The organism is Haloplanus ruber (assembly GCF_024494725.1).
GTDB lineage: Archaea > Halobacteriota > Halobacteria > Halobacteriales > Haloferacaceae > Haloplanus > Haloplanus ruber.
Window position 1 is genome coordinate 214,755 of record NZ_JANHDK010000005.1, and the last position, 11,827, is coordinate 226,581.

At 65.9% G+C, this 11,827-nt stretch carries 10 protein-coding genes, 1 tRNA gene and 1 pseudogene; 7 read left to right on the forward strand and 5 right to left on the reverse strand.

Going from position 1 to position 11,827, the window contains the following annotated elements:
* Nucleotides 1–77 precede the first annotated feature (77 nt).
* Nucleotides 78–1,085 (reverse strand): succinylglutamate desuccinylase/aspartoacylase family protein, encoded by a 1,008-nt coding sequence (locus tag NO878_RS15830; protein WP_256406935.1) that lies wholly within the window; start codon nt 1,083–1,085, stop codon nt 78–80.
* 99 nt (nt 1,086–1,184) lie between these two features.
* Between NO878_RS15830 and NO878_RS15835 the strand changes: the two genes are divergently transcribed.
* Together NO878_RS15835 and NO878_RS15840 are read left to right on the forward strand one after the other, a co-directional pair.
* Nucleotides 1,185–1,868 (forward strand): DUF1405 domain-containing protein, encoded by a 684-nt coding sequence (locus tag NO878_RS15835; RefSeq protein WP_256406936.1) that lies wholly within the window; start codon nt 1,185–1,187, stop codon nt 1,866–1,868.
* Nucleotides 1,865–2,440: a DNA-3-methyladenine glycosylase family protein gene (locus NO878_RS15840; protein ID WP_256406937.1), complete on the forward strand. Its 576-nt coding sequence runs from the start codon at nt 1,865–1,867 to the stop codon at nt 2,438–2,440. The genes NO878_RS15835 and NO878_RS15840 overlap by 4 nt, the downstream gene beginning before the upstream one ends.
* On the opposite strand, the gene NO878_RS15845 is transcribed toward NO878_RS15840, so the two are convergent.
* Nucleotides 2,428–3,495, reverse strand: coding sequence for a CNNM domain-containing protein (locus NO878_RS15845; protein WP_256406938.1), 1,068 nt, complete (start codon nt 3,493–3,495; stop codon nt 2,428–2,430). The two genes, NO878_RS15840 and NO878_RS15845, sit on opposite strands and share 13 nt — an antisense overlap.
* A gap of 33 nt (nt 3,496–3,528) precedes the next feature.
* Nucleotides 3,529–4,881, reverse strand: coding sequence for a RimK family alpha-L-glutamate ligase (locus tag NO878_RS15850; RefSeq protein WP_256406939.1), 1,353 nt, complete (start codon nt 4,879–4,881; stop codon nt 3,529–3,531).
* Nucleotides 4,882–5,023: 142 nt separating this feature from the next.
* Here NO878_RS15850 and gpmI point away from each other — a divergent pair, with 142 nt between their 5' ends.
* On the forward strand, nt 5,024–6,538 hold the full coding sequence (gpmI, locus tag NO878_RS15855) for a 2,3-bisphosphoglycerate-independent phosphoglycerate mutase (RefSeq protein WP_256406940.1): 1,515 nt from the start codon (nt 5,024–5,026) through the stop codon (nt 6,536–6,538).
* Here the strand turns inward: gpmI and NO878_RS15860 are convergent.
* Complete coding sequence (locus NO878_RS15860; RefSeq protein WP_256406941.1) at nt 6,524–7,165, reverse strand: VTT domain-containing protein; 642 nt, start codon at nt 7,163–7,165, stop codon at nt 6,524–6,526. The genes gpmI and NO878_RS15860 overlap by 15 nt on opposite strands.
* A 79-nt stretch (nt 7,166–7,244) precedes the next feature.
* Between NO878_RS15860 and NO878_RS15865 the strand changes: the two genes are divergently transcribed.
* Nucleotides 7,245–7,625, forward strand: a complete 381-nt coding sequence (locus NO878_RS15865; RefSeq protein WP_256406942.1) for a DUF5830 family protein — start codon at nt 7,245–7,247, stop codon at nt 7,623–7,625.
* Here the strand turns inward: NO878_RS15865 and NO878_RS15870 are convergent, their stop codons facing one another.
* The gene (locus NO878_RS15870; protein ID WP_256406943.1) at nt 7,626–8,585 is read right to left on the reverse strand and encodes a DUF7115 domain-containing protein; all 960 of its coding nucleotides are present in this window, start codon (nt 8,583–8,585) and stop codon (nt 7,626–7,628) included. It abuts the gene before it with no gap.
* Between the two features lie 162 nt (nt 8,586–8,747).
* Between NO878_RS15870 and NO878_RS15875 the strand changes: the two genes are divergently transcribed.
* The 3 genes and pseudogenes from NO878_RS15875 to csg all read left to right on the forward strand — a co-directional run.
* Nucleotides 8,748–8,898: transfer RNA gene (locus NO878_RS15875), tRNA-Met, on the forward strand.
* Between the two features lie 718 nt (nt 8,899–9,616).
* Nucleotides 9,617–9,706, forward strand: a pseudogene (locus NO878_RS17350) (surface glycoprotein); the annotation flags it as partial.
* A gap of 435 nt (nt 9,707–10,141) precedes the next feature.
* Nucleotides 10,142–11,827: HVO_2072 family ArtA-dependent S-layer glycoprotein (gene csg / locus NO878_RS15880; protein WP_256406944.1), on the forward strand; the 1,686-nt coding region annotated here is incomplete at its 3' end.

Consider the following 11,827-nt stretch of genomic DNA (forward strand, 5'->3'; position numbering starts at 1 on the left):
ACTCGGGACCGGCGTGGTATAGAAGTTACGTACAGAGCGTCGGGACTCGGCCCATCGTGGCGATCCGATCCCGTCGATCATCGATCCGGTGCTCGTCGCCCGACGATCTGTGCCGTCTCCTCGTCGATTTCGGCCAGGTGACAGATCGGGTTGCCAGGGTAGACGACCGGATTCTCGAGCACCCCGAGCAACACGCCGGTAAACGGCGCTTCGACCGGTGTTCCGTCGTCCTTGAACGGGTCGGTGATGGTACAGAGCCGTTCGCCCTCCTGTATCACGTCCCCGCGGTCGTAGTGCATGTCGACGATGCCGCCGGCGTCGGCCCGAATCCACGTCTTCTCGGTCACCACCGTTCGCCACCCCGGCCATCGAACCTGGCTTTGGGTCCGATCCCACAGGCCGTACTCGGCGAAGACGCTCCGGACGCCCGCGAGGGCGTCGTCGATGAGGGGGCGCTCGAACCGGTGGGCCTCGCCCATTTCTATTGTGACTGTTGGCACGCCCGTGCGCGTGGCCTCGCCACGGAGCGTCCCGTCGCTCCCCGCCCCGTCGACAATGACACTCGACCCGAAGGCGTGTGCCAGCCGCGACACCGCCGGCTGGTCCACGTCGGCGCGGACGTGGAGCGTGTTGGTCCGCCCGCGGGTCGAGGTGTGGAAGTCGATGCCCAGATCACACGGTTCCACGAAGTTCCGAAAGATGGCGTGGGCCATCCGCTTGGCGCTCGTCGAGGTCGGATCGCCCGGAAACGACCGATTCAGGTCGCGGTCGTAGATCGGTAGATACCGTTGCTGGGTGAGAAAGCCGGGAACGTTCAACACGGGCAGACAGACGATGGTCCCCGCCAGGGTGGCGAGGTCCCAATCGTAGGCCACCGACCGGACCACCGCGATGCCGTTGAGTTCGTCGCCGTGGGCGGCCGCCGAGAGAAACATCGTCGGGCCTGGCCGCTCTCCGTTGATCACGGTGACCGGGATACGCACCGGGTCGCCGAAATACGTCTCGCTGACTCGATACCGGAGGTTCTGTCGCTCTCCGGGGGCGACCTTCCCGCCGTCGTACGTGAAGGCCCCGTCCGCGGTCATACGGCCCACTCCGCGAGGCGACCACTTAAATGGTCGAACCGACGCTCGTGACGGCCGAACGCGACAGCTTTTACCACCGACCGTCCCTGCAACATATCGATGGTCTCGGTTTCGTTCGACGCCGGGCGTTACGTGGAGTATTATCTCGGTAACGCGCCCAGTCTCTCGACGCTTCTCGTCGCCAACGGCGCCGCCTTCCTCGTCGGCGTTAGCTTCTACGTCAACTCCTCGCCGACGTCGCTGGCGGACCTCCCCACCTTCCTCTACCCGCTTTTCGCCGACTCTCCCACCGCCCTCGCGCTCGTGACGCTCTCGATTTCGACGCTCCTGCCGATTCTTGGCCGGCACCGCGTCGCCGACGCGCCGTCGAACACGCCACTCGTCTACCTCCACACCTTCGCGTTCGTCTGGCTCGTCAAGTACGGCCTCTGGACAGTCGTCGCGCTCAACCTCCATCCCGGCCAGTACTTCGGCTTCGCCGGCGCCGCCCTCTGGGACTACTGGGGCATCATCCTCACTCACCTCCTCTTTGTCGTCGAGGCGCTCGTGATCCCCTACTACGGCCGGACGACCGACCGAGCGCTGCTCGTCGCCCTCGCCGCCCTCCTCGTAAACGACGTCTTCGATTACGCCCTCGGCTACCACCCGCCGCTCCGGTACGACCCCGGCGTTCCGTTGATTCTCGCGACGCTTTCCCTGTCGGTGGGTGCCGTCGCCGTTGCCCACCGCCTGTTCGACCGTCCGGACGACTTCGATCCGCTCGCGCCAGGGGGACACGGATGACCCGCTGGAAGCGTGCCCTCCGTGCCGACCCCGTGATGGCCGAGTTGATCGAGACCCACGGCGACCGACGACTCGACCCCGCGGACGACGAGTTCCGCCGTCTCGTCGTGAGCGTTATCAACCAACAACTCTCGACGGCGAGCGCAGACGCCATCCGTGGACGGGTCTTCGATCTGTTGGACGAGGTGACGCCCACGACGGTCCTCGCCGCCGACCGCGACGCTCTCCGGGCGGCCGGACTCTCGGGGACGAAAGTCGACTACCTCCGAAACGCCGCGGCGGCGTTCCAGGACCGTGACCTCACCCGCGCCGGCCTCGCGGACCACGACGACGAGGCGGTGGTCGACGAACTCACCTCGATCACCGGGATCGGCCGCTGGACCGCCGAGATGTACCTGCTCTTCGCCCTCGGCCGCGAGGACGTGTTGCCCCTCGGCGACCTCGCGATCAGGCGTGGGCTGACGGATCTCTACGGCTGTGAGTCACGCGAGGCGATGCGAGCGGTCGGCGCGGACTGGCGTCCCTTCCGGTCGTACGGGACACTGTACGTCTGGGCCCACTACGAGGCCTGACCGCTCGCGGCGACATCGAGCGGATCTTCGAGTTCCCCCATCACGGCTTCGAGAGTGTCTGTCGCGGTCACGAGACCGACCACCTCGCCGCCACGCAACACCAGCGCGAGTTCCTGGTCTTCGGCCTGGAACCGGTCGAAGGCGTCGCTGAGGCTGGTATCGGCCGAAATCGTCATCGGTGGGGCGGCGATTTCCTCGAACGTCCGGTCCCCCGCTTCGAGGGCGTCCATGTGGGTAACAATCGACGGCGTGTAGACGATTCCCCGGAAGTCGACGTGGTCCTCGCCGAACAGTGGAAACCGGGTGTGTGGCGTCTCGCTGATCGCCGCCAGATTCGCCGCGACCGAGGCAGTCGTCGACAGCGAGACGACGTCGTCGATGTCGGTCATCACCTCTTCGACCGCCGTGTCGCCGACTTCGAGCGCGTTGAGCACCTCCTCCCGCCGTTCCTCGGGGAGGCCGCCCTCGTCGAGCAGGGTGCCGAGACGGTTGCGAAGCTCCGCCCGCGACTCGATTACCTCCGCCTCGGTCTCCAGCCACGCGCCCGTCATCTCGACGCCGAACAGCTTCAGCGTCCCTTTCGCTACACCGTCGCCGATCCGCATCACCGGCGAAATAAGCCACGCGAACCAGTAGAGCGGCCGCGCGCCGTACCGACAGACGAATTTCGAGCGCTCGACGCCGAGATACGTCGGCGTCTGCTCCCCGTGGGTCAGATGGAGGAGGTTGATGATCGCGTACGCGATTAACGCCCCGAGGCCAATCCCGGCGAGGGCGCTCCCGGCGAAAACCGGCTCGAACAGTGCGGCCAGCGCCGGTTCGGCCACGATTCCGACCGCGATGCTGGAGGCGGTGATGCCGACCTGACAGCTGGTGAGATAGATCTCTAGGTCCTGTGTCATTTCCCACGCCCGACGCAACGCCGGCGTGTCGAACTCCGATTCGGGATACTGACGAACCCGCGTGAGCGCGAACTCGACAGCGACGAAAAATCCGTTCGCCAGGATGAGGAGAAGTCCAGCGACGAGACGAAGGGTCAGTTCGAGCGGGGTCATCGCCCGGGCGATTCCGGAACGAGCGGCAAAAGTCTACTCCTCGAGTATCTCGCCGTCGCCCCGGTCCTCGTCGTCCACGCGGCGGCGTACGTCGACCCGGTACCGCTCTAGCACGTCTCGGCCGAGCAACACGGGATAGTCCATGTGGCTCCGATCCTCGACACTCGCCGTGACGGTGTGTTGGGTGCCGCCGATGCCGACGACGAGGTCGACCACCGGCCGGGCTTTCCCCGATTTGACGCTCCCCGACCGAACCCGCGTCATGCTCTTGATCGGTCCGGCGCCGATGTCGGCGGCCACACTCGTGTCGATGCTCGTTCGTGTCGCCCCGGTGTCGGACTTGGCTTTCACCTGCATCGTCCCGCTCGTCCCGCTGACGACGACTTCCTCGATGTACCCGATGATCGGCAGTTCCTCCTGCTCCGGGCGGATGGTTCGCGGCTTGCACGCCGGCGTCGAGTCGTCGAGTGTCGCCGCGAGACGGTCGACACGCTCCTCGTCGACCGTTCCGCCGGCGCGCTCGATGGCTAGCTTCGCGATGTGGGGCGCTGGGCTGACCCCCGTCGCCTCGTACAGCCCTTTGAACCCCGCTGTGGGGTTGACCTCGAGGACGAACCAGCCGTCCTCCCCCTCGATGAGGTCGACGCCGGCGTAATCAAGTCCCATCACCTCGGCCGTGTACAGCGCAGTCTCAGCGGCCGCCTCCGGAAGGTCGTCGCTGGCGTCGGCCACGGCCCCACCCAGGGCGACGTTGGTCCGCCAGTCTCCCTCCGGCGCGTAGCGGTACATCGCGCCGACGATTTCGTCGTCGACGACGTACACCCGCAGGTCGCGGTGTTCGCTCTCGTCGCGCTCGACAAGGTCTTGGAGGAACGCCTGGCGGTTGCCAACCCGCGGGTTGACCGGTTCCGTCAGGTCGACCTTCCACGTCCCCCCGCCGTGCGTTCCGATGGCGGTCTTGTAGACAGCCACGTCGCCGAACCGTTCCCGCCCCTCGTTGAGTCCCTCGTTCGACAGCGCGAGGAACGCGTCGGGCACGGCCACGTTCCAGTCCGCGAGCGTCGCCGCCGTCGCGAACTTGTGAATTGCGGTCAACACCGCACTCGGCTCGTTCAACATCGGCCGGATCCGCTCGAAGGTCGTCGCCAGTCCCAGCAATTCCGCGGGATCGCCCGTCGTCGAGAGGAGGAGGCGGTTCGCGACCACGTCGACGTCCGGTTCGACCGTTACCGTGCTGTCCTCGATGGTCACGGTCGTATTCTCCTGTCGCAGCCACACCGGTTCGTGGCCGAGATCCTCGACCGCGTTCAGAATCGCCTTCGTCTCCTTGCTGTTGTGAAGCGATAGCACGCCGACACTGATACCCCCATCCGAACTGTCCGACATAATCCTCCGTTTCCGGGCGGCGCTCAAAGACGTGCCGGTCACTCGCCACCGATTGGCCGCCCGCCGTCCGGGTCGCCCACCCCCTCGGCCCGTGCCGATTCGATGCAACAGGTAGTTAACCGGTGGCAGCCTCGCCCCGAATATGGACGCCGCGCTGGTCATCCTCGACGGCTGGGGACTCGACGGCCCGGGTCGTAACGCCGTCTCGGCCGCCGACACGCCGACGTTCGACCGATTTCTCGCCACGGGTGCCTCCGGGACCCTCGACGTCTCCGGCCGACGGGTCGGCCTCCCCGAGGGGCAGATGGGAAACAGCGAGGTCGGTCACCTCAACATCGGCGCCGGCCGGGTCGTCACCCAACCGCTAGCGCGCATTCACGACGCTATCGACGACGGCTCTTTCTTCGCGAACGACGCGCTGAGTGGGGCGGCCGAACACGTCCGGACCACAGGGGGGCGGCTCCACCTGATGGGACTAGTCAGCGAGGGTGGTGTCCACTCCCACCAGCGACACCTCCACGCCCTGATCGAGTTCGCCGCCCGGAACGACATCGAGGCGGTCACCCACGCGTTCACCGACGGACGCGACACGCCGCCGACCGCCGGAGTCGACGCCCTCGACGCCCTCGAAACCGCCGTCGACGACCACGGCACCGGCGACGTGGCGACGGTGATCGGCCGCTACTACGCCATGGATCGGGACGAGAACTGGGCGCGGACGCGGCGCGCGTACGATGCCATCGTGGACCGCGAGGCCGACCACGCGGCGCCGACGGCCGTCGACGCCGTCGCCGGCGCCTACGACCGCGACGAGACCGACGAGTTCGTCGAACCGACGCTGATCGACGGTCGGCCACCGCTTCGGGACGGCGATGCCGTCGTCTTCGCCAACTTCCGGGCCGACCGCGCCCGCCAACTCGTCCGGATGCTCGCGGGTATCGACCCGGCGTGGCCCGACCCCGTCGACCCGCCGGCCGTTCACCTCGTCACGATGACCGAGTACGACGAGCGATTCGACGTTCCCGTCGCCTTCCCGCCGCTCGAACTGACGGGGACGCTCGGCGAGACACTCGCCGGTGCCGGGCGAACCCAACTGCGGATCGCCGAATCGGAGAAGTACGCCCACGTCACCTACTTTCTCAACGGCGGCCGCGAGGTGGCTTTCGAGGGCGAGACCCGGCGGATCGTCGAGAGCCCCGACGTGCCGACGTACGACGAGCGCCCCGCGATGAGCGCCACCGGGGTCACCGACGCCGCCGTCGACCACATCGAGCGCGACGACCCCGACGTGCTCGTGGTGAACTACGCCAATCCCGACATGGTCGGGCACACGGGCGACTTCGAGGCGGCGGTGGCGGCCGTCGAGGCGGTCGACGCCCAGCTAGCCCGCCTCGTCGCCGCCGTCCACGACGCCGGCGGTGACGTTCTCCTCACCGCCGACCACGGTAACGCCGACGACATGGGTAGCCCTGCCGACCCACACACCGCCCACACCGCCAACCCGGTCCCGGTCGTCTACCTCGCGTCTGGCGACGACCCTTCAGGCGGTCGGTGCATCCGCTCGGGCGGATCTCTGTGTGATGTGGCGCCGACGCTGCTCGAACTCACCGCAGTCGAGCAGCCGGCGGCGATGACCGGCGCGTCACTGCTCGACTGAGCGCGAGGCGAGCAGCCGGTATGCCGGCCCGGCGAAGGCGAGCACCGCGAGCAGTGACGCGCCGCCGACGACGCGGGGGTCCATCACCGCCGAGAGTGACGCCGTTCGGAGTGTCCCGAGGGAGTCGCCCGCGAGGACACCGACCGCCACCCACGGCACCTCGCCGACGGCGGTCCCGAGTGCGAAGGCTCCCGGGCCGACCCCCGCCACGCCCGCGCCCGCCGACACGACATCGGAGGGGAGCGGCAGAAGTCGGCTCCCGGCGACGCTCCGTAGGGCGCCCGTCTCGGCGACCAGTCGCTCGCCCGCGGCCGCGACTCGTCCCTCCCCGACGCCGCGTCCGGCCAGCCAGTAGGGGGGAAGGCTCGTCAGCACCACGAGACCGAGCGCGAGGGGAAACCCGGCGAGTCCCAGGCCGTAGCCGGCAACGACGGCGAGAAGCGTCGTCGGCCACGCGAACAACGGCCGGACGATGGCGACGACAGCGAGCGTGGCCGTCAGGCGGAGCGGGTCGGCAGCCACCCACGCCAGGCGGCCGATTACCCACGACGGCGAACTTGCCCACGCGAGGACGGCGACCAACGAGAGCAGTCCCGCCCCGGCGACGAGTCGCGTCCGGCGGTCCATACGCTCCGGTCGTCACGCCGCCACAAACGCGTTGTCCTTCGTCGGGACGTTCTTGACGGGGGCCGTCGAACGGTCGGCCGTGACCGACGAGACGGATCGAACCCCCCGAGAGGAGCGAATCGAACTCGCTCTCGACTTGCTTGCAAACCTCGAACACGAGACGCTTCCGCTCCCGGCGGTCGTCGACCGGGTCGAGACGGTGACGACCGATCCGACGCTCGTGCGACGAATCCTCGACGAGGCCGAACTGCGCGGCATTCTCGAACGCGAGGAGGGTCGAATCCGAGTTCGGCGCGGCGGCTACGTCAGCTTCGAGCGACAGGTCGTTACGCGCGACGGGGAGTTCGACTGCCGGCGCTGTGGGGCCGCTCTCTCGACCGGCCACTTCGTCCGCCTCGACGCCGGCGAACTCGGCCCCTTCGGCTCTTCCTGTGTGCGAAAAGTGCTCGGCCGGGAGTAGCTATCGGCCCTGTCTGAGCTCCTCGATCAACTGCTGGATCGTCTGCTCTTGGCGTTCGAGGCGCTCGTTCTGCGCCTCGACTGCCTCGCGGAGTTCGGCGAGTTCTCGGGCCACCGCGGGGTCGTCGACGACGCCGGCGGACCGGAATTCGGACTCGTCGAAGCCGCTTTCCTCGTTCTCGTCGGCGGCGCTGGCTTCCGCCCCCGTCTCGTCCTCTCCACCGTCGTGGTCCTCACTTGCGCCCGCGTCGTCGCTCGATCCCAGCGGCGCCGGTCCCTCGTCGAACGCCACCGTCTCCTCCGCGTCGCCGTCCGCGTCGTCCGTGGCTGTAGCCGCCCGGAGGTCGTCGACGTCGTCGACGTCGTGGTACACACACACGGCGTCGACGAGTCCCTCGCGGAGCGCCCGCGCCTGATCGTTCGGCGCCTTGAACCGCTCCTGGCGCCCGCCGACGGTGATGACAACCGACGTGGCGACGCTCCCCTCTTCGAAGTCGAGGTCGGTCACGTCCCCGAAGTGGTACTCGTCGTACTCCTCGTCCCAGACGGCCTCGCCGATGTGACGCACCACCCGTGCGCTCGTGACGACGATGGTGAGTTCGCTGAACCGGTAGGTCTGTTTCACCGTCTCACCGGTATCGGTCACACCCCGGGCGTTCAACACGCCAGCGAGCACCGGGTGAATCACCTGGTCGAGTTGCTTCGTCGGCACCGAGAACGTCCGCTCGCCGTCGAGGCCGTAATCGAGCGTGATCTCGGCCTTTCGTCGTCCCTCGGACACTCCAACGTGTTCGGCGTCGTGGGGGAACTCCTCGACCGCTTCGTCCGAGAGGAGGCCCTCGGCCCGGTAGACGAGCGTCCGCGTCGGCGTCACGAGAAGCAAGTCCTCGCCGCCGAGTCCGACCCGGGCCGCCACGGACTCTCCGTCGAGGCTGGACTGGACGAGATCCGGCAAACTCATGGGCGGAGTGTCCCTCCCGCGGATGATAATTCTGCCGGCTATCGGTCGATACCGGCGTCTGCCTCCGGTGGCGAACCTCCCGAACGGGTCGCCGGCATCCGCCCCGGTGACGCGGACCGATATGGGAAGCTTCAAGGGGCAGATTTGCCTACCTGTGAGTGCGCCCGGGTGGCTTAGCTGGACATAGCGCCGCACTCATAGGGTATTCGAGCTTCGGTGCGGATACGCCTTGGAAGCCTCCCATCCCGTGAGGCCCGCCGAGCCTCGTACCTGGGATATGCGGAGATCGTGGGTTCGGAGCCCACCCCGGGCACTCATCACATTGCTATCCTGCGCAAGCATCGAGACAGAGTGATAACTCAGCCCAGTGGTGCAGGGACATAACTTTGAGCGTTGCACCCGCTACTAATCTCCCGATGGATGTGCCGCCCTTGCTCGTATCCACGACACAGACCTCGCGCAGCATTGGCGGAACATCTCGACCACCGGGGGGTTCAGTGTGCCACTGACGCCGTCCGTGAACGTCACGGCTCTCGTGCGCGCCCCGCCGCTGACGTGGGCATTCCTTATCGATCCGAACCCGGCGTCGCGGGAGTCGATCATATATTGCACAACCTTACGCGCGTGAGAATGGGATCGGAGTTGCCGATATCCGATGTCTACACCACGGCGACACACTGACCCAGACGCAGGCGAGTGGAACATTATCGCTACCGGTCCCGCCGCGCGCGAGTACTCTGCCGACGTGTTTCACACACGACACGGGTCGATAGCCGACCAACAAATCGCCCAGAAGCCTGTGGTCAACGACCACCCCAGTTGACCGGGATCGTATCGCCTGTTCCGCACTCTAATGACCGTCCCAGACCGAGACCACTGTGCCATGTTACCATGCTGAAACCACAAAACACTTAATTTAGGGATGGGACTCTACGGATACCCCTACCAGTGGCTGGCATCGCGCCAGACCACAAATCCGACACGAAAGAGGAGTCCCTCGGGACTGTCACTGCGAACACAACAACGAAAAAATGACAGACTATAACACCAAAGTCCGCGCAGTCGTACTCGCGGCGCTCATGGTTTTCAGCGTCTTCGCTGGAACTGTGGCGCTCTCGGGGACGGCGGCGGCAGGTACCGGTAGTGCTGGAGTTAGTAACGCTACCGTTAGTCCTGACGGAAGTAGCACAACAGTAACCAACACAACGCAGACGCACGATGCGAGCTTCACGTTCACGAGCGTGGACGCTAATGGGAGTGATGTTTCGATTGAACTCTCTCCCAACACAGGCTCCATCACTGGTGCCTCAAACTTCCAAGTGACCAACGCTAGCGGAGCTGACATTACCAGTTCCGCAAGTACGAACATCAACAGTGGCACTCTCAACATCACTGTTCAGAACACTAATTCTAGTGCTAATGAAGAGGATCTTGATGTAAGTGCCGATATTGATGTTGATTGGAGCGGCGTCACGTCTGACGGCAGTGTCGACATTACCTACCAGCTTGCTGACCCCTCGACTAGCTCGCTCTCGGGTAGTAACACGTTCGACTCTGTGACCATCACGACTACTGGTGCTGCCGGGTCTCGGACCCGTGCTGGCGTCGGCGGCACCGGTGACTTCGACACGAGAGACGGTACCGGTACTATCTACGCCGGTGCGACGGTCTACCAGGGCGAATCCGACGTGTTCCTGGGCGGCCAGATCTCCAACGGCGTCGAGAAGACGGCCGGTAACGACGAGGGCGTCGTCCTCGAAACGCCGAACGTCCCGCAGAGCCAGTCCACCGGTTCCTACTCGACGACCGGCCAGCCGACATCGAACTCTGGCGTCTACGGCGTGACCGTTCAGACGCCGCGTGTGACCACACTGGACGTTCTCAACAGTAACCTCGAGGACATCGCTGGCGGTTCGGTTGCCGAAGGTACCAGTCCTGACGCGGGCAGTTCCACGGACGGTACCCGCGCCGGTAACCTCACGGTCGTCGGCGCCTGGAACTACAAGGTTGCCGAAGACCTCGAACTGACCGTCGAAGACGACTCCGGTCTTGACGTGACCGGCGACGTCATCGACAACTCTGTCAGCCAGGTTGGCAGTGCCGACCCGAACACCGAGATCCGAACGCAGGAAGACGCCGACGCGAGCGAGGTTCGATTCAACAGCGCTGGCGGCAACGCCCGCGGTGGGACGATCTCCGCGAACGAGGTCGCCTACCCTGTTGACCTCGCGAACACGGGTACTGGCACCTACACCATCGAACTCGCTGGTACTGACGACCTCGACTTCGGTGAGGCCGCTCAGACCACGACCATCACCGTCACCGGTGACGACGACGCCAACCTCAACCTCGACAGCGACGAAGTCACGCGCGGTGAGGACGTCCGCTTCGAGATTCAGGGCTCGGACGCTGGTGACCAGCACGTGGTCATCATCGACGCCGACGACTTCCGTGACGGCGTCTCCGCGGGCAACGCCGCTCGCATCTTCCGGCAGGTCGGTGACACCGACGAAGTCGGCTACGTGTACGGCGGCGGAAACAGCGCGATCAACCGCTCGACCGTGCAATCGAGCGGCAGCCCGCCCACCAACTTCGACTACGCTTACGCGAACATCACCATCGACGACGACACCGGTGTCGGCGTCGGTCAGGTCGAAACTCAGTACTTGAGTGACTCGGACGTCGACCTCACCCTGTACAACTCCTCGACCAGCGTTCCCTTCTCGCTCGGCAGTACGAAAGATCAGGAAGGCGAAGACGACGAGCAGACCCTCACCGTCACCGAGGGTGACATCGAGATCAACTCGCCCGGCAGCACCTACGTTGTCGGCAGCGAGGTCACGATCAACGGTACGGCGTCGGAAGGCATCGACGAGGTCGCCTTCTTCGCCCGCCGGAACAACGAGTACCAGCACGTCACCATCGACGGTGACAACACGGTCAACGTCGACGCTGACGGCACCTTCGACGAGGAAGACGTTGTCCTCTCGGAAGGTAGCTCCATCCTGAGCCAGCCCGGCACCTACCGCTTCGGTGCAGTCGACGTTGACGGGCTCAACAACTTCCCGAGCAGCCTGACCACCTCGCAGTTCAACACGAACACGAGCACGCAGATGTCCCTGCGTGTCACCGACACGGAACTGACCGCGAACGTCAAGACCGTCGGTGGGCAGGTCTCCACGACTGACGACATCGTCAACATCTCCGGGACCGCCTTCGGCGCCCAGAACGTTGACGTGGTC